Source organism: Ferrovibrio sp., assembly GCF_029255545.1.
Classification (GTDB): Bacteria; Pseudomonadota; Alphaproteobacteria; order Ferrovibrionales; family Ferrovibrionaceae; genus Ferrovibrio.
The window spans coordinates 52073-78929 of sequence record NZ_JANLJJ010000016.1 but is presented as its reverse complement, the minus strand read 5'-3'; the positions used below and the strand labels follow the sequence as shown (position 1 = coordinate 78929).

The window sequence follows — 26857 nt, the reverse complement described above, 5'->3', positions numbered from 1 at the left end:
CCTTCTTGTCGTATTGCAACGCCATGCGGCCGACTTTTTCCCGCGCAATAACGAGCTTCTGGATTTGTGCCGTTCCATCGCCGATCTGCAGACCCAGCACGTCGTTGTAGCGCTGATGGTAGGGCAGGTCGGCAGTATATCCGTAGTGACCGTGCAGGATGAGGCACTGATGGATGATTTCACAAGCGGCCTTCGGCACGTACCATTTGCACATGGCCGCTTCTTTGGTGTGCGGGAGGCCACGGTCGCGCAAATCGAGCGTGTAGTAGCAAAGCTGGCGCATCATGGTGAGTTGGGTTTCGGCTTCGGCCAGCGGAAAGCTGACACCCTGATATTGCGCCAGCGGCGCGCCGAAAGCTTCGCGTTCCTGCACATATGCCCAAGTTTCGTCCACGGAGGCCTGCGCCGCGCCCAGACATTGCAGCCCAATCAGCGCTCTGGAATAGTCGAAGCCTGCCATGATCGTGCCGAAGGCACGATCTTGCTCGGCCATGAGGCACTGCGAAGGGACGAAGACATCGTCAAAGAAGACCGACCCGCGCCCAACGGGCTTGGTGCCGATATCGTCGAAATGGGTTCTTTTGACGCCCTTTTCGTTCAGGTCCACAAAAAACGCACTGACCCCCCGCGAACCGCTCTCGGGATCACCCGTACGGGCAAAGACCACCGCCGCATCAGCCTGCGCAGCAAAGCTCATCGAGGTCTTCTCGCCATTCAGTCGCCAGCCGTTACCGGACTTGGTAGCCCTAAGTTGCAGGTTCGCCGCATCGGACCCGCCGCGCGGCTCGGTCAATCCCAGCCCGATCACCGCCGTACCCGCCGTGACACGGGACACCCAATACTTGGCGATTTCCGTGGAGGCGTGTTGCGCGACCATGCCGCCCATTAGCGATCCCAGAAGTTGAATGTAGCTGACATTGAAATCGGCCCGCGCGATTTCCTCGACGATCAACCCCGCGGTAACCGAGCTTTCGCCCAACCCGCCGAACTCCTGGGGCAGATCGGCACCGATCAGACCAAGCGCCCCCATCTCCGTGACCAGTGCGCGATCCATCACGTGCTCGGTGGCTCGCTTCTGATAACTCTGGGCGAGTTTCTCACGCGCGAAACGCTGTGCTGTCCGTCGAAACGCCTGTTGGTCATCTGTCGGTTGAAACTGCACGTGCGGCCTCCCGAGCCTGTAAATCTCGCTTTTCTTAAAACCTAACAGACGTTAGAATATCTGGCAAGATGTTAAAGGTGAGGAATGTGAATATGTCCAGCAGGAACGACAGGACGTTCGAGAAATTGCTGTCTCCGATCCGGGCAGGTGCCCACAACCTGCGAAACCGGGTCCTTATGGGCTCGATGCACACGCGGCTTGAAGGCGAACCCGACGGTATCGAAAGACAGCTCGCGTTCTATCGTGAACGCGCTCGGGGCGAAGCGGCGGTCATCGTAACTGGCGGCTTTGCGCCCAACGCCGAAGGCATGTTCGATCCGGAAGGTCCGCGGCTCGACGATCCGCGGCAGGCGCTGAGCCTCAAGCCGATTTGCGATGCAGTCCATCAAGAAGGGAGCTTGATTTGCGCGCAGATCTGCCACGCGGGGCGTTATGCTAAGTTCGAAGGTTGCGTGGCACCCTCGCCGATCCGGGCGCCGATCAACCGCTATTCCCCGCGCGAGATGACCGCTGCGGATATCCGACGGACCATAGACGATTTCGCAACTGCCGCGGCAAACGCGCAGGCTGCAGGTTTCGACGGGGTCGAGATCATGGGTTCGGAAGGTTATCTCATCAATGAATTCACCGTGACCCACACCAACAAACGTCAAGACGGCTGGGGCGGCAGCGCCGATAACCGGCACCGATTTCCTGTGGAAATCGTGCGCGCGGTGCGCGACCGCTGCGGACCGGAGTTTCTGGTAATATACCGAATCTCGGCAGCCGATCTTGTCGATAGCGGCGCGCCCGCAGAAGAGATTGCCATGCTCGCACGCAAGATCGAGATCGCCGGCGCAGATATCCTGAACACCGGAATTGGCTGGCATGAGGCGCGCGTGCCGACGATCGCTTATCCGGTGCCGCGTGGCGCCTGGCGGCAGGCGGCGGCGAACGTGAAGGCGGCGGTCTCAATCCCGGTAATAGCCTCGAACCGGATCAACACCCCTGAGGTCGCCGAGGACATCCTGGCCTCTGGAGATGCCGACATGGTCTCGATGGCGCGGCCCTTCCTCGCCGATCCTCATTTCGTGAGGAAGGTGCGCGAAGGTCGAGCCCATGAGATCAACACCTGCATCGCCTGCAATCAGGCATGCCTAGATTTCATCTTCTCGGATCGTCCGGTAAGCTGCCTGGTCAATCCGCGCGCCGGCCGCGAGGCGGAATTCCGTGACACGCCGAGCGAGACCCCAAAGAAATTGGCGATCGTCGGCGGCGGGGCGGCGGGTATGGCCACCGCGGCCGAGGCTGCGCGGCTTGGCCACGCGGTCACGCTTTTCGAGGCCGAGGACCGGCTAGGCGGACAGCTCCAACTGGCGCGTGCGGTCCCGGGCAAGCGCGAGTTCGACGAAACGTTACGTTATTACACTGCTCAGATGTGCAAGCACGGTGTCACCCTCCGGCTGGGCTGTCGCGCAACTGCGGACGATCTTGCCGGGTTTGATCATGTGGTGATCGCCACCGGCGTGACCCCTCGCATCCCGGGCGTTCCGGGCGTCGATCATGTCAAGGTCGCGACATATGCCGAGATCCTCTCCGGCGCACGGGAGGCAGGACAGACCGTGGCCATCATGGGCGCGGGCGGGATCGGCCATGACGTAGCCGAGTTCCTTGTTACCCAATCGGCTGAGGCCAACGAGAACGCAGCCTTTTTCGAAAGATGGGGTGTGGACGGACAGTTCAGGAAAGACGGCGCGCTGGCGGGCGATCCGCTGGCTGAGTTGCCTGCGAAGCGCAAAGTAGTGATGCTTCAACGCAAGACGAGCAAGCAGGGGCAGGGACTTGGAGTTTCGACCGGCTGGATCCTTCGGAACGCGTTGCGCAAACATGGAGTCGAGACCTTGGCAGGTGTGGTCTATGAGCGGATCGACGACAAAGGGCTCCATATTGTGTTGAACGGCGAGGTAAGGGTTGTCGCCGCGGACACGATTGTCCTCTGTACTGGACAGGAACCGGATCGGACGCTGTACGATATGCTGACGGCACGGGGAATTTCCGCCTCGATGGTCGGCGGTGCGGCTGAGGCGGCTGAACTCGATGCGCTGCGTGCCATTGATGAAGGGGTGCGGCTGGCCCAGTCTTTGTGAGAATCGGGATCGAACACCTGGGAGAAGCATCATGGTGCCGGAGGTGGACCGAGCGGGGCAGGCCGATGTCTATTCAATGTTTCGCACGAGAGCGCGCGTGCAAGAAGGGGCGCTTGCACTCGAGGACGGAGAAAAAAGGCTCAGCTACGGCACCCTTCTGGACCGTGTGGACCGTCTCGCGGCGGTGCTTCTGGCGCGGGGTGTGAGGCCGGGGGACCGGGTGGCGATCCTATCGCATAACCGCAGCGAGTATCTGGAGCTGCAACTGGCCGCTGCGGGAATCGGTGCCATTGTCGCCTGCCTGAACTGGAGACTGGCCGCACCTGAGCTGAAGCACTGCATCGACCTGGTCGAACCGGTTCTGGCCGTAGTAGAGCCTGAATTGCGCGCGGCCTTAGACGCTGTCTCGAACCTGCCGGTTCTGGAAATCGGTCCGGACTGGGAGACTGCACTGGCGGGAGCAGTGTCCGACCCGCGCATTGGCGCGCTGGTCAATGACGTTGAGTCGGGCCTGACCATTCTCTACACCTCCGGCACCACGGGGTTGCCCAAGGGCGCGCTCATCAGTCATCGCGCCCATATCGCGCGTTCCCTGGTCTTTGCGGCGCAACTCGGGCTCGAACCTGATGACGCCTTCATCGCCTGGGCGCCGATGTTCCATATGGCTTCGACCGACCATGCGCTCGCCACGGTCTTGCGGGGTGGCCCCGTGGTGATCGTAGACGGCCTGCAACTGGCCGTTATCAATGAGGGGCTGAGCCGCCATAAGGTCGGCTGGTTCGTTATGATGCCCGGTGCGATCGAGACCTTCATCGCAGAACGTCACGCCAATCCCCTGCCGATCAGAGGCGTCAGGGTCTGCGGCGCCATGGCCGATCTGGTGCCACCGCATCAGATTGCAGAACTCACGTCGCTGATCGGCGCGCCCTATCTCAACTCCTTCGGCGCGACCGAAACGGGGCTGCCGCCGGCCACCGCCGAGCTGATTCCGGTGGGCGCCGCACCGAAACGTCTCTCCAAGCGCGCCAGCGCCTTCTGCGAGGTGCGGCTCGTCGATCCGGAGGGGCGTGAGGTGGCGGAGGGAACGCCCGGAGAAATGGCCGTGCGCGGACCCACTCTGTTTTCCGGGTACTGGAATGCCGATGAGGCCAACGCCCACGACTTCCGCGGCGGCTTTTTCCACATGGGCGACGTTTTCCGCCGCAATGCGGACGGCACCATCGACTTCGTGGACCGCGCCAAATACCTCATCAAGTCGGGTGGGGAGAACGTCTATCCGGCCGAGATCGAGCGGGTACTGCTGACTCATCCGCAGGTAATCGACGCCGCCGTGGTGAAGGTCAAGGACCAGCGCTGGGGCGAACGCCCGGTGGCCTTCGTCGCACGGCACGCCGACGGCCCCGATGCCGACGAACTGATGCGGCTTTGCCGCGAGCAGCTGGCCGGCTATAAGCGACCGCGTGAGATCCGCTTCATCGCTTCTGGGGATTTCCCGCGCTCGACCAGCGGCAAAATTCAGCGACACGTCCTGGAAACCTGGATTGAGGCCGAGCCGAACTGATGCTTACTCCTGACGCTGACTGACGTGCGAACCTGGCTGACATGGCTACCCAACTCGATACGGCCCGGCTTCTCTGCCAGCGCGGGTCGCAGCTTCTTGGGCTTGGCGTTCGCTGCGACACTCAGACCTCGATGGCAAAGTGGTACGCCACCGGGATGGCTGTCGAGATCCAGTAATGCGGCGCAGATCCACGGCGGTAACGCGATCACCAAGGGATTCCCGGTGGAACTGCACTTCCGCAACGCCAAAGTCATGCCAATCCCGATGGCACCACCGAGATACAGACGTTGGTGATCGGACGTAACCTCACCGGTCTCGGTGCACTCTGACCGCCTGAAACAGGGCGGCTGCAGCTGGCCCGCAGTTTCCAGCGAGGCCCACGCCCGAATAATCCGGAAAATTCTTGGAATCAGGCGGGTAGTTGGATTGAATTGGAGCCACGCCCGATTCAGATGAGAGCCTGCTGAAACGGACAGCTGCGCGACTGAGGTCTTCGCCAGAACCGCTCAGCACAGGCGCCGGCGCGGTCGGCGATTTCCTCCATAGCTGCTCCCGTCGCAGTTCCGGAGGAACGCCTTCAGCGTCCTTACACTGCGGCTGTCGCATTCTATCTGGAACTTTTCCACTTCTCTCGAAGAAAAAAAGGCCGCGCCAGTAGCACGGCCAGTTGGGGAGGGAACTCAAAACAGATCTCGACGCTACTAACTCCGCGGTGCTGTCACGGACGATCAACCGTGCATCGACAACCCACCGGAGACCGAGATCACTTGGCCGGTGATGAAGCCGGCGTCCTCCGATGCAAGGAAACAGATGATGCCCGGGAAGTCGCTTGGCTGAGCCAGCCGCTTCATCGGGATGGCCCGCTTCAGGCCTTCAGCTATTTTTGCGCCGGTCTCGCCCTGGGCTACCTGCGCGAATAGCGGCGTATCAGTCGGCCCCGGCGCGACGGCATTGAGCTGGATGCCATGCCGCGCCAGTTCACGCGCGAGCGTCTTGGTGAAAGATATTATGCCGCCCTTGCAGGCCGAATAGACGGCCTCGCCCGACGAACCGACGCGGCCAGCATCGGAAGCGATGTTGACCACGCGGCCAGAGCGGTTCTTGACCATGCCGGGCAACACGGCATGATGCATGTTGAGCGGCCCATACAGATTGATGTCGATGACCTTGTCCCAAAGCGCCCGGTCGGTATCGAGGAACGGTTTGATCGCGTCCCAGCCGGCATTGTTGACCAGAACGTCGATCGGACGGCTCGCTTCGAAATCAGCGACTGCGGCATCCACGGCCTTGCGGTCGGTAATATCGACAGTGTATGCGTACGCCTTGCCGCCTGCATCCTTGATCGAGCTGACGGTTTTCCGGCCTCCTTCTTCATTGAGGTCGAAGACTGCAACTTCGGCTCCTTCCTCTGCAAACCTTGAGCAAACTGCTCGCCCGATTCCGCTTCCGCCACCCGTGACGATTACCCTCTTGCCCTTCAGTCCGCGCATTCCCGCTTTCTCCCTATGCCAGAGTCGTCGCCACATCCGACCGGCCGTATTCTAACACTTGTTCGAAATACCGCAACCGATAAACTGATGTCCAGTGTTTAAAGAGAGTTTCATGGAAAAAGTCCTTGTCCATAGCCCCGATGACGAGCCGTACAGCAGATCGGTGCAGACGCGTCAGGCCATCCTCCTGGCGGCGGCGAAGCTCTTCAGCAATGAGGGATACAACGCAACAACCATGCGGCGGATCGCAGAGGCTGCGAAGCTGGAAGCTGGCAGTATCTATTATCACTTCAAGTCAAAGGACCAGATCCTGGATGATGTCCTCGATATGGGGGTCAGGCAGCTCTACGAGCAAATTCGGGAGATCGTCGAACGGGCGCGGGCGGAAGGTGACCCGCTCCGGACGACATTCGCGCAACTTGTCGATGCCCATCTTCGTTTCCTTCTGAAAGAAAGCGATTTCACTTCGGCAAATATCAGGAACTTCCCTATGCTTTCTGACAAGCGCCGCAGAGCGCATCGGCCGTTGCGCCAGGCCTATGCGCAACTCTGGCGATCGTTTTTGCAGCGGCATCAGGACGCTGGCGATCTGCGCAGTGATATCCCGGCCGTCCTGGTCAGCCAGTTCGTCCTCGGAGCTATGAACTGGACAGCGGAATGGTATGACAGCAAACGATATCCGGTAAGTGTGCTGTCGGAACGCTTATCGAAACTGCTGCTCGACGGCATGTGCACAAACCGTGTCGGAGCGGCCAGTGTGTCGGTCGAATCCATTGGCCCAGCGGATGGACTCGAGCCGAAAGGGAAGGCCGAACGAACCCGCGATCAAATTCTTCGCGCGGCCGCGCGAATCTTGCGAGAGAGCGGGTACAAGGCCGCAACTATGCGCCGGGTCGCATCGGAAGCGGGCCTCGAGGCAGGTAGCGTGTATTACCATTTCGGCTCAAAAGAGGAAGTTCTCGACGAGGTGCTCGACCTGGGCCTGCGTGATCTCCTAAAAGGCGTCAACCATGCGATCACCGCATGGCCGGACAAGGAGGATCATGTAAACCGCATCGCGACAGCGATCGCCACCCACATGGTCTATTTGTTCCGTGCAAGCGAATTTACCTCCGCCAACATCCGCATCTATGGAATGTTGCCGGAAGAGATTCGCTCGCGCCACCGGGCTATTCGACACGAATACGCAAAGGTCTGGGATCAGCTGTTGCGCGAGGCGCAGGCGGGCGGAGCCTTGCGCTCCGACATCAAGGTGGTTCCGCTACGCCAGGCAATGCTGGGCGCGCTGAATTGGACGGTCGAATGGTTCGATCCTGGAAAGTGTAACCGACGCGGATATTACACGCTTCCAGCTTTCACGGATCTGATTATCAAATTGCTTCTTGACGGCATTTCGGCCAACGACTCAGCCCCGGAGATCACATAGGCGAGCGCCCGGAGAAGCAGGCTTCAAACCATCAGGAAGTGATACACTCCTTCGGCTACCGGCCGGGAGGTGTCATCCTGCCAGCAGGTTGTCCGCACGCTTGCCATGCGTTTGCCTTTCCGACTCACGGTGGCTTCCGTCATCAGTGGCCCTTTGACAGCTGGGCGCAGGTAGTCAACCGTCAGATTGATCGGTTTCGGCGGCTGCAGATCGGGGCCATGGCTAACACAGATCGCGGCGACCGCCTCCATGAAGCTAGCGATTATCCCGCCATGGTAATATTCCATGATGGGATTTCCGACTAGTCGCTCGGCGAACGGCATCGTCGCGACCGCATGCGTTTCATCAAGCCCGGTGATCGCGAAATCGAGAAACTGGAAGAACGGTACTTTCCTGAGCTGCTGAGTTGCACGATCCGGCGTCATTTGGAGACCCTACTTTGCGTCATCGCGTCGAAAATGCTGACCTCGCCCCGCGTGAGCGCGAAAGTCGCAGTGCCACGGGCCACTTCGGCCTGATCCGACTCATCGAACCAGACACTGCCCGAATCGAAGGCGATATGCCGGGTCTGACGGAAGCATTCAGCGCGCACCATGATATCGGCCTGCGATCTGGCCGGACGCAGGTAATCGACGCGAAGATCGATTGTGGCCATGCTGCTGATCCCGTCGATCGCGACGAAATTCGCAAGCCCGAACACACTGTCGAGAAGAGCCGTCAGCACCCCGCCATGCAGCAGGGTTTTCTCCTCGTCGGCGCAGAACGACGGGTTGAACGGCATCCTGACCAGAACGCCGTCGATCGCGACCTTTTCGATCTTCAGGTCCATTTCCGTAATCAAACCACGTCCACGATGGCTCCACATCCTGGCGATCTGATCAAGTTTCTTCTGGTCTGGTTGGGTCATCAGCAAACTCGGTCTGTCAGTTGCCAAGGAACATGGGATTTCGTTTCTCGAGGAATGCGGCAAGAGCTTCGTGATGGTCCTTGGTATGGTGCATCAGCGCCTGATAGGCAGCCGCGGTGTTCAGGAAATCCGGCAGATCCATCCGTTCGGCATTTCGCATCAGCCTCTTGGCGACGCGCACCGCGCGGGGCGGCTTGGCCGCAATCACGGCCGCACGCTCCCGCGCCCGCGCCATGAGATCGCCGTGCGGCACGACCTCAAGTACCATTCCAAGCTCCAATGCCTCCTCGGACCCGACCATCCGCCCCGTGAATGTCAACTCGGCTGCTTTCTGGTAACCGAGGCGCCGCAGAAGGAACCAGCTGCCAGCGTCGCCAGGAATGATTCCGAGGTTCAAAAACACCTCGCCGAACTTCGCTCTCTCCGACGCGACACGCATGTCGCACATCATCGCCAAGTCGCAGCCCGCGCCCACGGCGGGGCCATTGACAGCCGCGATCGTCGGTATGTCGAGATTGTAGAGCGCGAGCGGCACCCGCTGAATGCCGTTGGTGTAGCTGTCCGCCACGGCCAGCGGATCTTTACGGAACACGCTCTCACGGTCGGCCATTTCCTTGATGTCGCCGCCCGCACAGAAGGCCGGGTCTGCGCCGGTCAGGATCATAACGCTCACTTCAGCATTGCGCTGCGCCTGGTCAAAAGCGTCGAGCAGCCCCGAGATCATCCCATTGCCGGTGACGGGATTGCGTCTCCCTGGCTCGTTGAGCGTCACTGTCGCGATGCGATTCGCAACCTCGATCAGGACGACGGGTTCACTCATGTTTCCCGTCCCCCCGCTGACGCTCCTGAAACATGCCCGGATGGATCATGTCACGGGCGTCGTGGCCCAAATGCAGGGTTTCTCCCCCGTCAACATAGACATCTTCGCCGGTGATGAAGGAACCGAGCTTGGAGGCAAGAAATATTATGGTCCCGGCGACGTCTTCCGCCGCGCCCATGCGGTTCAGGACAGATCGGTTTAGTTCCTGCCATTTTTCCGGCGGGATCGGGTAGCGACCGAGCGCCTCCGTCTTGATCGTACCGGGAGCGACGCAGTTCAGGCGGATGCCGTATTCACCCCATTCGGCGGCGAGCGTCTTCATCAAGCCTGTGACGCCCGCTCGCGCGGCAACGGTATGAGCGAAGCCCGTTAGTGCGGTGCGGGCCGAGATTGCGGTTACGAATATGATCGAGCCACCATTTTCAAACATGAAGTGGTCGGCGGCGGCTCGCGTCATCTGCCATGAGCCGATCAGATTATTGCGGATAACCGCCTCGAACCCTTTATTGGTGATATCGCGGGCGGCGGCGATATACTGACCGCCGGCATTGTTCACAAGCACATCGAGCCGACCGTAGTGGTGCTTGATCTTCAGCATCGCCGCCTCGACGCTCTTCTCGTCGCGGGTGTCGCCCGGCACAACGAAGGCTTCGCCGCCCATAGCGCGGATCATCTCGGCGGTTTCCTCAAGCGGCTCCTCACGACGGGCGAGAAGCGCCAGGCTGGCTCCGCAGGAGGCCATTTCAAGCGCTGTGGCGCGACCCATGCCGGAGCCCGAGCCGGTCACGAGCGCAACCTGCCCTAACATGAGGTTGGCGGCGAAGCGGCGCTGAACCTGCTTTTCTCGCATGTGCCGGGCCTCAGTTCTTCAGCAGTTCGCCGGAGATAATGAGCTTGCGGACCTCCTGCGTGCCGGCTCCTACCTCGAGCACCCGCCCAGTCCGATAGAGGCGGTTCACCTCGGTGTCGCGCATGTAGCCTGATCCGCCGTGTATCTGCACGGCGCGATCCAGCACGAAGGAGGTCGCTGCCGCAGCCTTGAAGATCGCAGCAGCCGTCAGCTTGTGGATCTCGCCACGCCCGCCTTGCCCTTCCTCCAGACCCTCGCACATGGCGGCGGTGCGCAGCGACAGGCTGCGCGCCGCCTCGATCTCGGTATACATCTCGGCCAGCATGGACTGCACCATCTGGAAATTGGCGATCGGCTTTCCGAACTGCTGGCGCGTTTTGGCATAGTCGATGGATATCTCCAATGCCCGCCGCGCGATGCCCACCGCGTTGAAGCAGACGATGGCGCGTTCAAGATCGAGTCCCGACATTGTCACCGCCACACCACCATCCAGTCTGCCCACCATGTTTGCAGCCGGCACCCGGCAATCCTCAAACACCAACTCGCCTGTCGGCGAGCCCCGGAACCCCATCTTGTTTAGCTTTTGCGCCACTTTGAAGCCTGGAGTGTCGGTTTCCACGATGAAGGCAGAAATTCCCTTGGCGCCCTTCTCGGGCGAGGTCTTGGCGTAGACCAGCACGATATCGGCGATTGGGCCATTGGTGATGTAGATCTTTGATCCGTTGAGCACGTACTGGTCGCCGTCCTTTCGGGCGGTCGTCCGCATCGAACCGAGCGCGTCCGATCCTGCGCCGGGTTCGGTCAGGCCCAGGGCGCCAATCAGCGAGCCATCGCAGAGGCCCGGCAGATACTTTCGCCGCAGATCCTCATTGGCGTTGCGGTAGATGTTGTTGACGCAAAGATTGTCGTGGGCAACATGGCTCAGACCGATCGCCGCCGAGGCGCGCGACAGCTCTTCGGTGATGACGCAGGCCGACGTGAAGTCGAGCCCTGCGCCGCCATATTCCGGCGAGACGTTCAGTCCCAAATAGCCCATCTCCCCCAGCTTGGGAAAGACGGAGGGCGACAGGTCGTCGGTGTCGTCCATCTCGGCGTTCAGGTGGTGAAACTCGGAAAAGAAAAAGCGAGATGCCTGATCGGCCAGCGCCTGCTGCTCGTCGCTCAGGAAGTAGGTGGGAAGGCCGGGGGCATTGCGCAATTGCTGGCTCATGTTTATCCCGTTTTTCAGACGCGCAGAAGTTCTTCGGCAATGATGATCTTTCGCACCTCGCTGGTGCCCGCACCGATTTCCAGCAGCTTGTTGGCACGGAACAGCCGGTTGATCTCGGTATCCTGCATGTAGCCCGAACCGCCATGGATATGGCACGCTTCGGTGACAGCCTTGTTGAAAGCTTCACCCGCGTATAGGCAGGCGGCGGCGGTAAGCTTATGGATCTCGCCGCGTCCGCCGGCGCCTTTAGGCAGGCCGACGCAGGCCGCGAGCGCCCGATAGCCGAAGGCGCGTGCCGTTTCGACTTCAATATAGATTTCCGCGAGCTTTGACTGAACCATCTGGAAGCTGGAGATCGGTCTGCCGAACTGTTCGCGGATCTTGGCGTAATCGAGCGCAAGCTCCAGGGCCCTTTCGGCCATCCCTACGCAAATCGAAGCGACCATCGCGCGCTCCAAGTCGAGCCCGCTCATCACTACCGATACGCCGCTGTTCTCGACCCCGATCATGGCCGACGCGGGCACGCGGCAATCCTCGAAGACCAGCTCGCCTGTGGGTGAGCCGCGGAATCCCATCTTGTCGAGTTTCTGCGCCACCTTGAAGCCAGGATTGTCGGTCTCGACGATAAAGGCGGATATTCCCTTGGCGCCCTTTGATTTATCAGTCTTTGCATAAACCAGGATGACATCCGCAATCGGACCATTGGTAATGTAGATTTTGGAGCCGTTAATCACATAGTCGTTGCCGTCGCGTACGGCCCTCGTGGCCATCGAGCCCAGCGCATCCGAGCCCGCGCCGGGTTCGGTGAGCCCGAGTGCGCCGACCAGCTTCCCCGAGCACAGGCCGGGAACGTATTTCTGCACCTGCTCTTCCGAGCCGTTCCTGAGGATATTGTTAAGGCACAAGTTGTCGTGCGCGCCGTGCGAAAGTCCGACGGCCGGGTTCCATTTCGAGATGGTCTCTGACACTAGGGCCTGGGTAAATTCATTCTGGCCGCTGCCGCCCAGCTCCTCGGGCGCAGTAATGCCGAGCAGTCCGATCTCGCCCATCTGCCGAAACAAATCGTCGGGCCACCATTCTTCCGCATCCATTTTACCTTGCAAAGGATGAAGAATCTCGCGCGCAACCCGATCCACGTGGTCAACGATCTGCCGTTGTTCGGGCGTAAGCGAATAGTTGGCCTTTATGGCCTCGAGCGCGGCTATGTCTGGCCCGGCCTGGACATTCATCTTTGATCCTCCCAATGACTGGGCGACTTGCCTATTGATTGGAATCAAACATATGTTAGAAAACGTTTCAAGTAGTGTCGAGCTGCATGCTTGGTTTTAGGCACAGGCTTGGAGGAAAGGCAGAAGCTTTCCATCGGCGTCGGCCCGATCCAACGGTCGACAGGGGAGGTTGCGATGACTGGTCGAACTGTGCGCATCGGCTGCGCCTCGGGATTCTGGGGCGACACGCCCGAGGCGATCGGCCAATTGGTGACGAGGGGCCGCATCAATTATCTTGTTTTCGACTATCTTGCCGAGATCACGATGTCGCTGCTTGCTCGGGCGCGGACGAAGTCGCCGGAAGCGGGCTATGCCCCAGACTTTGTCCAGGCAGTTGCGCCCTTCTTGCCTGAGCTCAAGCGCAGGGGGATCAAGGTTGTCGCCAACGCCGGTGGGGTCAATCCGCGCGGCTGCCGTGATGCCCTGGCCAAGGCGGCGGAGACGGCCGGGGTCAACATCAGCATCGGGGCGGTACTGGGCGATGACCTGCTGGACAGGTCGGACGAACTGCGCGATCGTGGCGTTACCGAGATGTTTTCGAGCGCGCCCTTTCCCGGCAAGCTGATGAGCATGAACGCGTATCTCGGTGCACGACCGATTGCGGCCGCCCTCGACGCGGGTGCCGATATCGTGGTGACTGGCCGTTGCGCTGATAGCGCCGTGGCGCTTGGGCCGCTGATGCATGAGTTCGGCTGGGGCGACGAGGACTGGGACCGGCTCTCCCAGGGTTCGCTCGCGGGCCATCTGATTGAATGTGGCCCGCAGGGCACAGGCGGCAACTTCACCGACTGGCGGGAGGTGCCCGGCTGGGACGATATGGGAATGCCGATCGTCGAGGTCTCCGCTGATGGCGGCTTCATCATGACCAAGACGGCCGGTACGGGAGGGCTGGTGGCGCCGGCCTCGGTCGGCGAGCAAATGCTCTACGAGATTGGCGATCCACAGCGCTATATACTTCCCGACGTGATCTGCGAATGGTCGCAGGTGAGGTTGGAGCAGGTGGGGTCCAACCGGGTGCTGGTGAAGGGCGCGCGGGGACTGGGGCGCACCGACAGCTACAAGGTTTCGGCCACTTATGCTGATAGCTGGCGGGCGGTCACCACGCTGACGCTGGCCGCGATTGATGCGCCGGCCAAGGCGGAACGCGTGGCCGAGGCGATCCTCACGCGCTGCCGCCGCATTTTTCGCGGGCGCAATCTCGGCGACTTCCGGCAGGTCAGTGTGGAAGTGCTGGGCGCGGAGGCCGCCTATGGGGCGAACGCCCGCGCCCGGACCCGTGAGGTGGTTCTGAAGATCGGCGCGGTTCATGACGATCGCGACGCACTGAATATCTTCGCCGGCGAGATCGCGCCGATGGCGGTTTCCTCGGCGCAAGGGCTGACCGGCTTCTTCGCAGGGCGGCCGAAGGTGCAGCCGGTCGTGCGGCTTTTCTCGTTCCTGCACCCGAAGACCGATACACCCGTCACGGTGGAGGTGGGCGGCAAGCCGGCGCCGGTTCAGGTAGCGGGGGAGGCGGTGACCCTTCCCGTGCCCAAGCCGTATCGCGGCGAAGCGGGCGATCCGGGCGCGGACGCCGTGACGGTACCGCTGGTTGCGTTGGCCTGGGCGCGCTCGGGCGACAAGGGCAACATCGCCAACATCGGGGTGATCGCGCGGAAGCCCGAATATCTGCCCTATATCCGCACTGCGCTCACCGAAGAGCGGGTGAGGAACTATTTCGCGCATGTCTGCGAGGGGCCCGTTGAGGGATACGAACTGCCCGGAATCCACGCATTGAACTTCATGCTGCACGACTCCCTCGGTGGCGGTGGAATCGCCTCCGTCCGCATCGATCCACAAGGCAAGGGTTACGGTCAGATCCTGCTGGATATCGGAGTGTCCGTTCCGGCCGAGCTTGCCGCGCGCGACGGCTTGTCGGCGCAGTACGCGGCATGAGGTGCGAACCAGCCATGCCGATCCATAAGCTTCTCGTGGCAAACCGGGGGGAAATCGCGGCACGCATCGTGCGCACTGCCCGGGCGCGGGGTTTGGCTGTCGCGGTGTTGCGGCACCGGAACGAACTGACAGGTAGCGCGCATTTGATCGCCGACGAAGTGGTTGAGGTCGAAGGGCCCACCCCGGTCGCAGCCTATCTCGATATCGATCAGATCGTTGCGGCAGCCCGACGGGTCTGTGCGGATGCCGTGCATCCCGGCTATGGCTTTCTCGCCGAAAACGCCGCCTTTGTGCGTGCCTTGGACGCCGCCGGCATCATGTTTGTCGGGCCCACCGAGGACGTCATCGACCTGATGGGCGACAAGGTGCGCGCCCGCGCCTTCGTCGCGGAACGCGGTTTTCCGGTCGCGCCTGCAGCGATCGAGGACGACGATCCTACAAATTTCGTCGAGCGCGCCCGTGTTGTCGGCTTCCCGCTCCTGATCAAGCCCTCCGCCGGCGGCGGCGGCAAAGGAATGCGTGTGGTGCGCGAGGACGCGTCACTGGAGGCGGAGATCGAGACCGCAAGGCGCGAGGGAAAGCGGTATTTCGGCGATGGACGGCTGTTCGCCGAGCGCTATATCGAGCGTCCGCGGCACATTGAAGTGCAAGTGGTGGGTGACGGCCGCGGCAATGTCGTCCACTGCTGGGAGCGCGAATGCTCGATACAGCGCCGGTTCCAGAAGATCATCGAGGAAACACCCTCGCCGGCACTGAATCCTGAGCAGCGGGCGGAAATTTGCAAGACCGCTGCCGGTATCGCGCGCGCGGTGAACTATCGCGGCGCAGGTACGGTGGAGTTCATCTATGCGCCCGACGGGGCATTCTATTTTCTTGAGATGAATACACGATTGCAGGTCGAACATCCGGTGACGGAAATGGTGACCGGCATAGACCTGGTGGCTGAACAGCTACGCATCGCTGCCGGTGGAGGACTTAGCCACGCCCAAGCCGAAATTCGGCAGACCGGTCACGCCATCGAGTTGCGCATCTGTGCGGAGGATGCGTCCGCCGATTTCCGGCCGGCCATTGGCGAGGTGCTTCTGATGGAAGAGCCGCAGGGCCCGGGCGTTCGGGTGGATAGCGGCATTCTGGAAGGCAGCAAGGTGACGACCGATTTCGATCCGATGCTTGCCAAGCTCATTGTTCATGGCCCTGACCGCGCCGCTGCGATCGCGCGTGCGCGGGCTGCGGTACAGGATTACGTCATCCTGGGTGTTACCACGAACACCGGCTACCTCGATGCAATTTTGGCACATCCGCGCTTCCTCGCAGGCGACGTCTCAACGGGGTTTCTCGCCGAGGAGGCGCCGGTGCTGACCGCCCCCGGTGACGACGTGACTGATATACTGCTGGCCGCGGCGGCTCTGTCAGACGTCCGGCTTGTCCGAGCAGTCGACGAGATACCGGAGATGCACCGGCTGATGGGTGCGTGGAGAAACTGATGCGGCGGTTACTCGAGATTCGCGGCGAGGAATTTCCAATCTGGCTGGCCCATACCGGCAAGGGATATGTCGTGCACGCACGGGGTCGGGCCGTGCACTGTTCCCTGACCCGCTCGCATGGCAAGGGCGCTTTCTTGCTGGAACTCGATGGGCGGAGCATCCCGCTGCGTCTAACGGTGAGCAAGACGGCGACATTCATCCACCTGTATGGGCGTGCCTACGAGATAGGGCGCACCGATCCGGCCGACCAGCAGGTTGAAGGTGGCACAGGTACCGGTCAGGACAAGATCCTGGCCCCGATGCCGGGGGTCGTTGTCTCGGTCGCGGCTGGACCCGGCGACCGGGTCGGAAAGGGCCAGACGATCCTCGTGATCGAGAGCATGAAACTCGAAACCACGCTAAGCGCGCCCCGCGACGGCGTGGTAGCCGAAGTTCCGTTTGCTCCCGGCGAGGGCTTCGGCCTCAAGGACGTTCTGGCGCGCCTTGCGCCCGAGGAGGAATAAGATGCGCCAGATCCAGAGCCGTATCGATGTCACGGCCGGCGAGTACAGGGAAAATTACGTCGCCATGACCAGACGCCTGAAAGAATTTCATGCGCACCAGCACGCTGCCCGCTACGAACGCCCGCGGCGCGACCTCGACCGTCTGGCGCGGCAGAACAAGCTATCCGTACGCGAGCGGCTCGAGTTGCTGCTCGACCCCGGGACACCATTTCTGGAGTTTTCCACTCTCGCCGCATGCCGGGCATATGACCGCACGGTACCAGGTGCTGGTGTTGTGACGGGCATCGGAATTGTGCAGGGGCGCGAGGTCGCTATCCACGCCAATGACGCAAGTGTCAAGGGTGGGGCCTGGTATCCGCTGACCGTCAAGAAGATCGTGCGGCTTCTGGATATCGCCATCGAGAACCGCCTGCCGGTCGTGCACATCTGTGATAGCGCGGGCGGATTTCTGCCGCTCCAGCATGGCGTCTTTCCCGACCGCTATCTCGGCGGGCGGGTATTCCGCAATCAGACGATCCTCAGCCGAATGAACGTGCCTCAACTGGCCATCGTCGGCGGGCATTGTACGGCCGGCGGTGCTTATGTCCCGGCATTGAGCGACTACAACATTATCATCGAAGGCAGTGGTGCGATCTTTCTCGGCGGTCCGCCTCTCGTGAAGGCGGCGACCGGAGAGGAAGTTGGCGTCCAGGAACTGGGCGGCGCGATCATGCACACCAGTGTGTCGGGCACCGGCGATTACCGCGCTGCCAGCGAGACACATGCCTTCGCGCTCGCTCGCGAAGTCGTGAGTCAGTGGAAGCAGCCTCAAAAAGCGGTGATCGCGACTGCGCCGATCGAAGAGCCTTTCTACGACCCTCGAGAGCTTTATGGCATCATTCCGAAGGACCGCAAAACCCAGTTTGACATGCGTGAGGTGATCGCGCGCATTGTGGACGGATCCCGATTCCACGAATACCAGCCCGATTACGGCACTAGCCTGGTCTGCGGTTTCGCCCACATTTGGGGTTTCAAGGTCGGGATTCTCGCCAACAATGGGGTGCTGTTCAACGATAGTTCGCTCAAGGCAGCGCATTTCATCCAGCTTTGTAATCAGAACCGTACCCCGCTGGTCTTCTTCCAGAACATCACCGGCTTCATGGTCGGCCGTCAATACGAGGAACGCGGGATCACCAAGGACGGAGCGAAAATGCTGATGGCGCAAGGCGGCTCGGCGGTGCCCAAGTTCACGGTGATCGCCAACGCTTCTTACGGGGCCGGCAATTACGGCATGTGCGGCCGGGCCTGGGACGGGCGGACGCTGTTCATGTGGCCGCAGGCGGAGATCGGCGTCATGGGCGCCGAACAGGCGGCCAATACTATGGCTGACGTGAAGATTCGCCAGTTGCAGCGAGAGGGCAAAGAACTCACCGACGCGGAGATCGCCGCGATCCGAGACCCGGTGCTGGAGCGCTACAAGCGCGACGTAGAGGCCTATACCTCGACCTCAGAGATATGGGATGACGGCATTCTCGATCCAGTCGATACCCGAAACGCTTTGGCGATATCGATCTCTGCGGCCCTCAACGCCCCGATCGGCGATCCTCATTACGGCGTTTTCAGGATGTAACGGTGCGACCGCAAAGGCCCCGGAACGCCGAAGGAAGCTGTCTCTCGCTTCCGTTGCTGGAAATTGTTGCTCAGCCCGACAATCAATTATGGGAGAACGTTAAATGAAAGACAACGCCTATGTCGTAGGTGTCGGAATGGTGCCGTTTCAGAAGCCCGGGAAGTCTGAGAGCTACGACGTGATGGCCGGTACAGCCACGCGCATCGCGCTGGAAGACGCGGGCCTCGACTATAACAAGGTACAGCAGGCCTACGCAGGTTATGTCTACGGCGACAGTACCTGCGGCCAGCGCGCGCTATACCAAGTGGGGATGACCGGCATCCCGGTGGTCAACGTCAATAACAACTGCTCGACAGGCTCGACTGCACTATTCCTCGCGCGCCAAGCGGTGGAAAGCGGCGCTGTCGATTGTGCTCTCGCTGTGGGCTTCGAGCAGATGAAGCCCGGCGCGATCGGCGCGATGTTCACCGACCGCGTCAGCCCTTTCGTGTCGTTCGACGCGGAGACCGACAGGCTAGTCGGAAATGCTGAGGTACCCCTCGCGCTGCGGTATTTCGGGGGTGCGGGCAAGGCACATATGGATGAATTCGGGACAACACTTGAGACCTTTGCCAGGATCCGTGCCAAGGCCAGCCGTCACGCGGCGAAGAACCCGGTTGCGCTGTTTCGTCAGGAGGTGACGCCCGAAGAGGTACTGCAGGCGCAAGTGGTCTGGCCGGGCGTCATGACGAAGCTGATGGCCTGCCCGCCCACCTGCGGCGCGGCGGCCGCGATAATCTGCTCGAAGGAATTTGCGGAAAAGAACGGCCTCGACAGATCTGTGCGAATCGCCGCACAGGCAATGACGACCGACGGCCCCGAAACCTTCAGCGCCCATGACATGCGGGAGGTCGTCGGTTGGTCTATGGCGCGGCGGGCCGCTGAACAGGTCTACGAGGCAGCCGGCTTCGGCCCCGGCGATCTGGATGTAATCGAGCTGCACGATTGTTTCGCCCACAACGAGCTCATTACATATGAGGCGCTTGGGCTCTGCAATCGCGGCGAGGCGGCGAAGCTCGTTGAGGATGGCGATAACACCTATGGCGGCAAGTATGTCACCAACCCCTCAGGCGGGCTTCTCTCAAAGGGCCATCCGCTGGGTGCGACAGGCCTGGCGCAGTGTGCGGAACTCGTGCAGCAGTTGCGTGGAACGAGCGGGGCGCGCCAAGTCGAGGGCGCACGTCTGGCGCTTCAACACAATCTGGGACTGGGTGGTGCTTGTGTGGTAACCCTTTACGAGAAAGCCTGAGGCGGGCGAACGGAGGAGACGACATGGCGGGGAAACTTGAAGGCCGCGTGGCTCTGGTTTCGGGTTCGGGCCGTGGCATCGGGCGCGAGATCGCGCTGAAGCTGGCGTCGGAAGGCGCGCGGGTCGTGGTGAACGATCTTGACGTCGACCCGGCCAGCGAAACCGCTGACGCAATCCGCGCCAGCGGTGGCCGGGCGGTTGTTTGCGCGGGCAGCGTGACAGAGACGGGCTTCGCTGAACGTTTCGTGCAGACCGGAGTCGACAGCTTCGGTGGGCTCGACATCATCGTGAATAACGCGGGCTACACTTGGGACAGTGTGGTCCAGAAGATGACAGACGAGCAGTGGCAGGCGATCATTGACGTGCACCTGACCGCCCCATTCAAGATCCTGCGCGCTGCACAGCCGGTGATCGCAGCCAGGGCCAAGGAAGAGGCTGCTGCCGGTAAGGAGGTATTCCGAAAAGTAGTGAACATCTCTTCGATTGCCGGCACCGGAGGCAATGCCGGCCAGATCAACTATTCTGCCGCCAAGGCCGGAATCCTGGGCCTGACTCGGACCATGGCGAAGGAATGGGGGCGCTACAAAGTGAACGTAAACGCCGTGGCTTTTGGACCGATCCGCACCCGTCTGACCGAGGGCAGCGCCGGCGGCGCAAACAAGATCACCGTCGGGAACAGAGAGATCAAAGTCGGAGTCAACCCAGACCTGCTGAGCCAGATGGAGCGGATGATCCCGCTGGGACGCGTCGGCACGCCCGAAGAGGCGGCTGGTGCCGTCTATCTTTTCTGCCTGCCCGAATCGAACTTCATCTCGGGCCAATACGTGATCTGCGGAGGTGGCTTCACCATCTGACCCATGCGGTCGCGAGCCCTTAAGGGTCTGGGTACCGGCGGTAGGCAACCGGTCGATCCCTAAAGCGTGAAACCCGCTGAAGCATAGTTGACATTTCGGCGGAACCAAGCTAACAAATGTTAGTTATGCAACGAGCCTCTGCTGGATACCTCCGTGGTCGCGAAAAAAGTGTTAGCCGCTACCACTCGCAACCCAGTCGGGCGCGACGGCATACTGAATGTTGCGGCGCGGCTTTTCCGCGAACAGGGCTATGGCCCGGTATCGCTGAGGAAGATCGCCGAGGCGGCGGGGATCAAGGCAGGGAGCATCTATTATCATTTCGGCTCAAAGGACGAGATCGTCGTGGCCATTCTGGATGCGGGTATCTTAGCCGTCCACGAGAAGATGCGCCGAGCTGTTTTAACACATCCCGACGGCCCCGCTGCCGCCATTCTTCGGGCAGCGATAAGGGCGCACCTGCGCGCGTTGTTGGACGTCAGTGACTACTCATCGGCCAATGTGCGGATTTTCGGGCAGGTGCCGCAATCCGTCCGCGATGCCAATCTGCCTACGCGCCGGGCCTACGAGGCCGAGTGGGACGCCTTGCTGACCCGCCTTCAGAAGGTCGGAGCCGTGCGGCGCAACGTCGATATCCGTCGTCTGCGTCTGATGCTTATTGGCGCGCTGAATGCAACCTTGGAATGGTTCGACCCCGAACGCGGCAGCGTCGAGACGCTGGCCGCGGCATATGCCGACATCCTTCTCAATGGAATGCTCGAACAGCGAGAAGCTTAATTCATGGTTGAACTCACATCGGCCGTATTGATCGGCTCGGAAACCTTCAGGTGCAATCACGTAGCACAAAAAGCGCGTGTCGAGACACTGCGTGGGCGGATCGCCGTAGCGACCGCAGGCGGTCGCGCCGACATGGTCGAACGCCACCGCAGCCGCGGCAAGCTTCTGGTCCGCGAACGAATCGACCTGCTGGTGGATCCCGGTGCCGCGTTCATGGAGCTTTCTTCGCTGGCGGCCTACGGACAATACGGCGGAGATGTGCCCGGCGCCGGGATAGTGACGGGCGTTGGCATCGTGCACGGACTGCCCTGTATGGTTATCGCCAACGATGCCACGGTCAAAGGTGGTTCATTTTACCACGAAACCGTTAAGAAGCATATTCGTGCGCAGGAGATCGCGGCGGAAAACCGTCTGCCCTGTCTTTACCTCGTTGATTGCGGCGGAGCCTACTTGCCCGAGCAGGACCGGGTCTTCCCCGATGCCCGGCATTTCGGCAATTCTTTCTTCCGCCAGACCAACATGTCGGCATCCGGTCTGCCGCAGATTTCGGCGGTGTTCGGCGGTTGCACGGCGGGAGGCGCCTACATTCCGGCGCTCTCGGACGAGGTCATCATGGTGCGCGGCAATGCGCGCATCCATCTTGGGGGGCCCTCGATCGTCAAGGTGGCGATCAATGAGGAGGTGGACGGCGAAACGCTGGGCGGCGCAGAGATGCATACCCGCGTCTCGGGGGTCAGCGACCATCTGGCTGAAGACGAATATCACGCGCTGGCGCTGATGCGCGACATTGTGGCCAGCCTGGGCCTCACGCGGCCGATGGCGCCGGATATACCCACCGCCGCACCCCTGCACGATCCCGAAGAGCTGTTAGGGATTATCAGCGCCGATCGCAAGCAGCCCTATGATGTACGAGAGCTTCTGCTGCGCATGATCGACGCAGGCGAGTTCCGCGAATTCAAGCCGAGCTGGGGCGAGACGCTCGTCTGCGGAACCGCCCGCATCCACGGCTATCGCGTCGGAATCCTCGGCAACAACGGCGCGCTGCTCTCCGACAGCTCGCTGAAAGGTGCGCAGTTCGTGTCGATGTGCGACCAGCGCGACATTCCGCTTCTATTCCTGCACAACATTTCCGGCTTCATGGTCGGCACCGAGGCCGAGCGCGGCGGCATCGCCAAGAATAGCGCCAAGCTGGTCTACGCCATGTCCGTGGCTAAGGTGCCCCGGCTGTCGGTAATTGTGGGCGGCTCCTACGGCGCCGGCAACTACGGCATGTGCGGCCGAGGGTTCGCGCCATGCTTTCTCTTCGCCTGGCCCACAGCGGAGTTGGCAACCATGTCGGCCGACATTGCCTCGAATGTCATGTTGGAGCTGCGGCGCGGGAAGGGCGGAGACCCTGCTAATATGCAGGCCGATCTGGCACGGATCGAGGCCGAGGTGCGTACGCAATATGCCAAACAGTCCGACCCCTATTACGCGACCTCGAGGCTGTGGGACGACGGCCTGATCGAGCCTGGCCAGACCCGCGACATCCTGGGCCTGTGCCTGGCGATAGTGACCTCGGTTCCGGATACGGGGCGTCATACACCCGTTTTCAGAATGTAAGGACAGACAATGGTTTATGATCGCCATGAAACGTTGCAGGTCGACGTGGACTCACGCGGCGTCGCCACCGTCATCCTCAATCGTCCCGACAAGCACAACTCGCTCAACGCGGCGCTGATCTCGGAACTCGGCGCAACGGCGGCGGCGCTTGCTGAGGACAAGGCGGTGCGCCTCGTGGTGCTGACCGGCGCCGGCAAGAGCTTCTGCGCTGGGGGCGACTTCAACTGGTTCGCCTCGAACGTGCAAAAGAGCCGCGCGGAACGGGTGGAACAGAGTGCTACGCTCGCTCGGCTCTTGCGCCGGCTCGACACATTGCCCAAGCCGCTGATCGGAAGAATCAACGGGGCGGCCTATGGCGGCGGCGTAGGCCTGATATCGGTGTGCGACTACGCCATCGGCGCCGAAGGCGCAACGTTCGGCCTGACTGAGGTGCGGCTCGGCCTCCTGCCCGCCAACATCTCGCCTTACGTGGTGGCGCGCATCGGCGAGGCTGCATCACGCGAGACGATGCTCTCCGGTGCACTGTTCGGCACCGAGCGGGCCGAGCGGATCGGATTGCTGACGGAGGTGGCCGCGCCGGATGCGCTGGACGCTGCGGTGGAACGCGTTGTCAGCGCCCATCTGCAGGCCGCGCCCGGAGCAGTTGCCGATACCAAGCGGCTGATCGCCTATGTAGCAGGCCATGGGATCGAAGACAGCATGATCTATACCGCGGACCGCTTGGCCGACGCTTGGGAAACCGAAGAAGGCATTGAGGGGATCAATAGCTTCCTGAACAAGGGTACGCCCTCATGGCGGGTGACTTGAGCTTCGCCCGCGTCCTTATCGCCAACCGGGGCGAGATCGCCCGCCGGATCCAGCGCGCCTGCCGGAAGCTGGGGCTGGAAAGCGTGGCTGTTTTCTCCGAAGTTGACCGAGACGCGCCCTTCGTGGCCGAGGCCGATCACGCCGTTTGCATCGGTCCGGCTGCCGCAGCGGAAAGCTATCTGAACATCGACGCTATCCTTGGGGCGGCGCGGGGCACCGGCGCGGCCGCGATTCACCCAGGCTACGGCTTCCTGTCCGAAAACGCCGAATTCGCGACGCGCGTGGAAGAAGCGGGATTGGCGTTCATTGGACCTTCACCCCAGGCGATCGCGCGCATGGGCTCGAAGATAGACGCCAAGGCCGCAGCCCAGGCGGCCGGCGTACCGGTGCTGCCTGGCTACAGCGGCGCGGACCAGTCCGATGACCGGCTTTTCATGGAGGCACAGACGCTCGGCGTGCCCTTCATGGTCAAGGCCAGCGCCGGCGGCGGCGGGCGGGGAATGCGGCTCGTCACCAGTATGCGTGCGGCAGGCGAGGCCATCGCCTCAGCACGAGCCGAGGCAAAAAGCGTCTTTGGCGATCCGGCCATATTCTTGGAGCGCTATGCACCGCGCGTGCGCCACATCGAGGTGCAGGTCCTGGGCGACGCGTATGGCAATGTGCTGCATTTGGGCGATCGCGACTGTTCGCTTCAGCGCAACCATCAGAAGCTGATCGAGGAAGCGCCCGCCCCAGGCATCCCCGACGCTTTGCGCTCAGCCATGCATGGCGCTGCCGTCCAACTGGCGCGGGCCATTTGCTACCGCTCGGCGGGAACGGTGGAATATCTGTACGATCCCGCGCGGGCCGAATTCTATTTCTTGGAGATGAACACCAGACTTCAGGTAGAGCATCCCGTGACCGAAGCCATCACCGGTATCGACCTGGTTGAGTGGCAGTTGCGCATCGCGCGTGGCGAGGCACTGGGGTTTGCGCAGGAGGACGTTACGCTTGGTGGCCACGCCATAGAGGTCCGCGTCGCCGCGGAGAACCCGGCCGAGAATTTCCGCCCCGAAACCGGCACGATCACGTTATGGGCGCCACCGCGAACTGTGCGGCTCGACAGCGGAGTGGAAGAAGGGTCGGTGGTGGGGCATTTCTACGATTCGATGCTCGCCAAACTCATCGTCCATGCCCCGGGTCGCGCAGAGGCCATCCGGAGGACGGTCAAGGCCCTCGATTCCTTCGCAGTGGGCGGAGTCCGCGTCAATCTCGCGTATCAACGGGCGCTTCTCACCCATTCTGACTTTGCCTCCCTGAACCACCACACCGGGGGGCTGGCCGAGATGTTCCCGTGCGGCTGGACCGCCCCCGTACCCGACGGCGAATCCCGCGCCCTGGCCGCGCTCTGCCTGCATCTGCACCTTTCGCCCATGCCGAATACTCCTTGGCACAGTCTTGGCGCTTGGCGGCTAACGGAGGCTGCGGGGCAGCCGGGCGCAGCCTGCTACTGGAGCGATGACGCCGATGCGCCGATCAGGGTCGTGGGGCGGGGCGCGCGCGTCAAGGTGATATTGCCCGACGGTCCTGATCTTGGCGTCGAAGGCGCGCGCCTGTCCGCAGAAAGCCTGACAGGTTGGATGAACGAAGCACCCTTCGCTCGCCGCGTGCACGTTCTGCGGCACGGCGAGCGATGGCAGGTGCATGTTTCTGCGCCAGATGGCATGGTGATCGTGTCGCTTTGTACGCTCAAGGGCCGGCACCTGCAGCGTGCTTCGGGCGCCGCCAGCGGCGCCGACACGCTTACCGCCCCAATGCCCGGCGCGGTGGTCGAGGTTCGCGTGGCGCCGGGCGAGCAGGTGAGCAAGGGTGAAACGCTCGTTGTGCTGGAGGCAATGAAACTCTTGCAGAGTCTGTCCGCGCCGGTCGCGGGCTTGGTGGCCGAAATCTACTGCGCGCCGGGCGACACGGTAGCCGGCGGCGCACCCCTGATGAGACTCGATCCGGAGGACAGGACATGACCAGACACGAGACCATCGACGCGGCCACAGGCCCGTTCGGCGAGGATATTCGAATAATCCGAGCCCAGCTGCGGCGCTTCATTGAGGCCGAGGTGAAGCCCATGGGCGAAGCCTGGGAAGAGAAGGGCGTGGTACCCCGCGAGGTGCTGCGTAAAATGGGCGCGCTCGGGTTTCTCGGCATGCGCTATGACGAACAGTATGGCGGCGCCGGACTGGGCGTCACGTCGAGTGTGATGCTGGCCGAGGAAGTCGGCCGGTCCACCTTCGGTGGTTTTTCAGCCACGGTGCTGGTGCATACCGACATGGCCTCGCCGCATCTGGAGAACGCCGGTACACCCGAGCAGAAGGCGCGCTGGATGCCTGCCATCACCTCGGGCGAGACGATCACTGCCGTCGCCGTGACCGAACCTGGCGCTGGCTCGGATGTGGCCGGCATGCGCACCCGCGCAACACGGGATGGCTCCGACTGGAAGCTGAACGGCACTAAGATGTTCATCACTAACGGCGTCCATGCCGATCTCTACTTCGTCGCCGCCAGGACCGATCCTGACGCCAAGGGCTCGCGCGGGATCACTATCTTCGCGGTCGAGAAGGGGACAAAGGGCCTTTCGGTGGGCCGCGCGTTGAGCAAGACCGGCTGGCTCTGCTCCGACACAGCTGAGCTGATTTTCGACGAGGTGCGGGTGCCGGCTGAGAACGTGCTTGGCGAAGTCAACAGGGGCTTCTATGCGGTGATGAAAAACTTCCAGAACGAACGCATCGTTCTGGGCGCGCTGGCCTGCGCCGAGGCGCAGACTGCGCTCGACATGACCATAGCCTATGTCAAGCAGCGCAGCGCATTTGGCGGCGTGTTATGGAACAACCAAGCCGTTCGCCAGCGACTTGCGGGCTGCCTGACGCGGATCGAGGCGGGTCGGCAGCTCGTGTACCACGCGACGCGCCTCGACGCCGCTGGTGTTGACTGCGTCCGCGAGGTCTCGATGGTGAAGGCGTATTGCGGCGAACTGGTCAACAGCGTGCTCTACGATTGCGTCCAGTTCCAGGGCGGCATGGGTTACATGCGCGAAAATCCGGTCGAGCGCATGTCGCGGGATGCTCGGGTGCAGGCAATCGGCGGAGGGGCGACCGAGGTGATGCTGGAGGAAGTCGCCAAACGCATGTGAATGGGAATGTTGAGTCCC

23 protein-coding genes are annotated in these 26857 nt (G+C 61.9%); 15 read left to right on the top strand and 8 right to left on the bottom strand.

Translation table 11 applies throughout. The features are described 5' to 3' along the window. Positions 1–1162, bottom strand: a 1162-nt coding sequence (locus Q1J79_RS02190; RefSeq protein ID WP_300295877.1) for an acyl-CoA dehydrogenase family protein, incomplete at its 3' end; no start/stop codon positions are given. 92 nt (positions 1163–1254) lie between these two features. Here Q1J79_RS02190 and Q1J79_RS02185 point away from each other — a divergent pair. From Q1J79_RS02185 to Q1J79_RS21090, 3 genes are read left to right on the top strand one after another with little or no spacing between them, the layout of a single operon-like run. Then, the gene (locus Q1J79_RS02185; protein WP_300295874.1) at positions 1255–3288 is read left to right on the top strand and encodes an FAD-dependent oxidoreductase; all 2034 of its coding nucleotides are present in this window, start codon (positions 1255–1257) and stop codon (positions 3286–3288) included. A 31-nt stretch (positions 3289–3319) separates the two neighbouring features. Beyond that, a complete protein-coding gene (locus Q1J79_RS02180; protein WP_300295872.1) occupies positions 3320–4849 on the top strand; it encodes a class I adenylate-forming enzyme family protein in 1530 nt (509 codons plus the stop codon). A gap of 32 nt (positions 4850–4881) precedes the next feature. Beyond that, positions 4882–5025, top strand: coding sequence for an acyl-CoA dehydrogenase family protein (locus tag Q1J79_RS21090; RefSeq protein WP_367182951.1), 144 nt, complete (start codon positions 4882–4884; stop codon positions 5023–5025). A gap of 552 nt (positions 5026–5577) precedes the next feature. Here Q1J79_RS21090 and Q1J79_RS02175 read toward each other — a convergent pair. Further along, complete coding sequence (locus Q1J79_RS02175; RefSeq protein ID WP_300295869.1) at positions 5578–6339, bottom strand: glucose 1-dehydrogenase; 762 nt, start codon at positions 6337–6339, stop codon at positions 5578–5580. Between the two features lie 112 nt (positions 6340–6451). On the opposite strand from Q1J79_RS02175, the gene Q1J79_RS02170 reads away from it, so the two are divergent. After that, the gene (locus Q1J79_RS02170; protein ID WP_300295866.1) at positions 6452–7765 is read left to right on the top strand and encodes a TetR/AcrR family transcriptional regulator; all 1314 of its coding nucleotides are present in this window, start codon (positions 6452–6454) and stop codon (positions 7763–7765) included. A gap of 23 nt (positions 7766–7788) precedes the next feature. Here Q1J79_RS02170 and Q1J79_RS02165 read toward each other — a convergent pair whose 3' ends face one another. Genes Q1J79_RS02165 through Q1J79_RS02140 form a run of 6 tightly spaced genes read right to left on the bottom strand, consistent with a single transcriptional unit; the run spans position 7789 to position 12781 of the window. Further along, a complete protein-coding gene (locus Q1J79_RS02165; RefSeq protein WP_300295863.1) occupies positions 7789–8190 on the bottom strand; it encodes a PaaI family thioesterase in 402 nt (133 codons plus the stop codon). Next, positions 8187–8672 (bottom strand): PaaI family thioesterase, encoded by a 486-nt coding sequence (locus tag Q1J79_RS02160; RefSeq protein ID WP_300295860.1) that lies wholly within the window; start codon positions 8670–8672, stop codon positions 8187–8189. Before Q1J79_RS02160 ends, Q1J79_RS02165 begins: the two co-directional genes overlap by 4 nt. Positions 8673–8688: 16 nt before the next feature. Further along, positions 8689–9492, bottom strand: coding sequence for an enoyl-CoA hydratase-related protein (locus Q1J79_RS02155; protein ID WP_300295857.1), 804 nt, complete (start codon positions 9490–9492; stop codon positions 8689–8691). Next, positions 9485–10342 carry an SDR family oxidoreductase gene (locus tag Q1J79_RS02150; RefSeq protein WP_300295854.1) on the bottom strand — a complete coding sequence of 286 codons (858 nt, stop codon included), beginning with the start codon at positions 10340–10342 and terminating at the stop codon, positions 9485–9487. The genes Q1J79_RS02155 and Q1J79_RS02150 overlap by 8 nt, the downstream gene beginning before the upstream one ends. A gap of 10 nt (positions 10343–10352) precedes the next feature. After that, a complete protein-coding gene (locus Q1J79_RS02145) occupies positions 10353–11552 on the bottom strand; it encodes an acyl-CoA dehydrogenase family protein (RefSeq protein ID WP_300295851.1) in 1200 nt (399 codons plus the stop codon). A 14-nt stretch (positions 11553–11566) separates the two neighbouring features. Next, the gene (locus Q1J79_RS02140) at positions 11567–12781 is read right to left on the bottom strand and encodes an acyl-CoA dehydrogenase family protein (RefSeq protein ID WP_300295848.1); all 1215 of its coding nucleotides are present in this window, start codon (positions 12779–12781) and stop codon (positions 11567–11569) included. A 174-nt stretch (positions 12782–12955) separates the two neighbouring features. Here Q1J79_RS02140 and Q1J79_RS02135 point away from each other — a divergent pair, with 174 nt between their 5' ends. The 11 genes from Q1J79_RS02135 (at position 12956) to Q1J79_RS02085 (ending at position 26839) form a co-directional block, all read left to right on the top strand. After that, on the top strand, positions 12956–14755 hold the full coding sequence (locus Q1J79_RS02135) for an acyclic terpene utilization AtuA family protein (protein ID WP_300295845.1): 1800 nt from the start codon (positions 12956–12958) through the stop codon (positions 14753–14755). Positions 14756–14769: 14 nt separating this feature from the next. Continuing rightward, the gene (locus Q1J79_RS02130; RefSeq protein WP_300295842.1) at positions 14770–16239 is read left to right on the top strand and encodes a biotin carboxylase N-terminal domain-containing protein; all 1470 of its coding nucleotides are present in this window, start codon (positions 14770–14772) and stop codon (positions 16237–16239) included. Next, positions 16227–16742: a biotin/lipoyl-containing protein gene (locus Q1J79_RS02125; RefSeq protein WP_300295839.1), complete on the top strand. Its 516-nt coding sequence runs from the start codon at positions 16227–16229 to the stop codon at positions 16740–16742. The genes Q1J79_RS02130 and Q1J79_RS02125 overlap by 13 nt, the downstream gene beginning before the upstream one ends. A 1-nt stretch (position 16743) precedes the next feature. Continuing rightward, complete coding sequence (locus Q1J79_RS02120) at positions 16744–18351, top strand: acyl-CoA carboxylase subunit beta (RefSeq protein WP_300295836.1); 1608 nt, start codon at positions 16744–16746, stop codon at positions 18349–18351. A 103-nt stretch (positions 18352–18454) separates the two neighbouring features. Further along, complete coding sequence (locus Q1J79_RS02115) at positions 18455–19639, top strand: lipid-transfer protein (RefSeq protein ID WP_300295833.1); 1185 nt, start codon at positions 18455–18457, stop codon at positions 19637–19639. A 23-nt stretch (positions 19640–19662) separates the two neighbouring features. Beyond that, positions 19663–20493, top strand: a complete 831-nt coding sequence (locus Q1J79_RS02110; RefSeq protein WP_300295831.1) for an SDR family oxidoreductase — start codon at positions 19663–19665, stop codon at positions 20491–20493. Between the two features lie 153 nt (positions 20494–20646). Next, positions 20647–21267: a TetR/AcrR family transcriptional regulator gene (locus tag Q1J79_RS02105; protein WP_300295828.1), complete on the top strand. Its 621-nt coding sequence runs from the start codon at positions 20647–20649 to the stop codon at positions 21265–21267. A gap of 3 nt (positions 21268–21270) precedes the next feature. Continuing rightward, on the top strand, positions 21271–22869 hold the full coding sequence (locus tag Q1J79_RS02100; protein ID WP_300295825.1) for an acyl-CoA carboxylase subunit beta: 1599 nt from the start codon (positions 21271–21273) through the stop codon (positions 22867–22869). Positions 22870–22878: 9 nt separating this feature from the next. Continuing rightward, positions 22879–23676: a crotonase/enoyl-CoA hydratase family protein gene (locus tag Q1J79_RS02095; protein ID WP_300295822.1), complete on the top strand. Its 798-nt coding sequence runs from the start codon at positions 22879–22881 to the stop codon at positions 23674–23676. Further along, positions 23661–25676, top strand: coding sequence for a biotin carboxylase N-terminal domain-containing protein (locus Q1J79_RS02090; RefSeq protein ID WP_300295819.1), 2016 nt, complete (start codon positions 23661–23663; stop codon positions 25674–25676). Before Q1J79_RS02095 ends, Q1J79_RS02090 begins: the two co-directional genes overlap by 16 nt. Further along, positions 25673–26839, top strand: a complete 1167-nt coding sequence (locus tag Q1J79_RS02085) for an acyl-CoA dehydrogenase family protein (RefSeq protein ID WP_300295816.1) — start codon at positions 25673–25675, stop codon at positions 26837–26839. The genes Q1J79_RS02090 and Q1J79_RS02085 overlap by 4 nt, the downstream gene beginning before the upstream one ends. Positions 26840–26857 lie beyond the last annotated feature (18 nt).

Excerpts from the sequence above, each read along its gene's own strand:
- Q1J79_RS02185 (WP_300295874.1), top strand. The coding sequence starts at position 1,255 with ATGTCCAGCAGGAACGACAGGACGTTCGAGAAATTGCTGTCTCCGATC.
- Q1J79_RS02180 (WP_300295872.1), top strand. The coding sequence starts at position 3,320 with ATGGTGCCGGAGGTGGACCGAGCGGGGCAGGCCGATGTCTATTCAATG.
- Q1J79_RS02165 (WP_300295863.1), bottom strand. The coding sequence starts at position 8,190 with ATGACGCCGGATCGTGCAACTCAGCAGCTCAGGAAAGTACCGTTCTTC.
- Q1J79_RS02090 (WP_300295819.1), top strand. The coding sequence starts at position 23,661 with ATGGCGGGTGACTTGAGCTTCGCCCGCGTCCTTATCGCCAACCGGGGC.
- Q1J79_RS02150 (WP_300295854.1), bottom strand. The coding sequence starts at position 10,342 with ATGCGAGAAAAGCAGGTTCAGCGCCGCTTCGCCGCCAACCTCATGTTA.
- Q1J79_RS02155 (WP_300295857.1), bottom strand. The coding sequence starts at position 9,492 with ATGAGTGAACCCGTCGTCCTGATCGAGGTTGCGAATCGCATCGCGACA.
- Q1J79_RS02095 (WP_300295822.1), top strand. The coding sequence starts at position 22,879 with ATGGTTTATGATCGCCATGAAACGTTGCAGGTCGACGTGGACTCACGC.
- Q1J79_RS02085 (WP_300295816.1), top strand. The coding sequence starts at position 25,673 with ATGACCAGACACGAGACCATCGACGCGGCCACAGGCCCGTTCGGCGAG.
- Q1J79_RS02175 (WP_300295869.1), bottom strand. The coding sequence starts at position 6,339 with ATGCGCGGACTGAAGGGCAAGAGGGTAATCGTCACGGGTGGCGGAAGC.
- Q1J79_RS02170 (WP_300295866.1), top strand. The coding sequence starts at position 6,452 with ATGGAAAAAGTCCTTGTCCATAGCCCCGATGACGAGCCGTACAGCAGA.
- Q1J79_RS02145 (WP_300295851.1), bottom strand. The coding sequence starts at position 11,552 with ATGAGCCAGCAATTGCGCAATGCCCCCGGCCTTCCCACCTACTTCCTG.
- Q1J79_RS02160 (WP_300295860.1), bottom strand. The coding sequence starts at position 8,672 with ATGACCCAACCAGACCAGAAGAAACTTGATCAGATCGCCAGGATGTGG.
- Q1J79_RS02130 (WP_300295842.1), top strand. The coding sequence starts at position 14,770 with ATGCCGATCCATAAGCTTCTCGTGGCAAACCGGGGGGAAATCGCGGCA.
- Q1J79_RS02110 (WP_300295831.1), top strand. The coding sequence starts at position 19,663 with ATGGCGGGGAAACTTGAAGGCCGCGTGGCTCTGGTTTCGGGTTCGGGC.
- Q1J79_RS02115 (WP_300295833.1), top strand. The coding sequence starts at position 18,455 with ATGAAAGACAACGCCTATGTCGTAGGTGTCGGAATGGTGCCGTTTCAG.
- Q1J79_RS02135 (WP_300295845.1), top strand. The coding sequence starts at position 12,956 with ATGACTGGTCGAACTGTGCGCATCGGCTGCGCCTCGGGATTCTGGGGC.
- Q1J79_RS02140 (WP_300295848.1), bottom strand. The coding sequence starts at position 12,781 with ATGAATGTCCAGGCCGGGCCAGACATAGCCGCGCTCGAGGCCATAAAG.
- Q1J79_RS02100 (WP_300295825.1), top strand. The coding sequence starts at position 21,271 with ATGGTTGAACTCACATCGGCCGTATTGATCGGCTCGGAAACCTTCAGG.
- Q1J79_RS02120 (WP_300295836.1), top strand. The coding sequence starts at position 16,744 with ATGCGCCAGATCCAGAGCCGTATCGATGTCACGGCCGGCGAGTACAGG.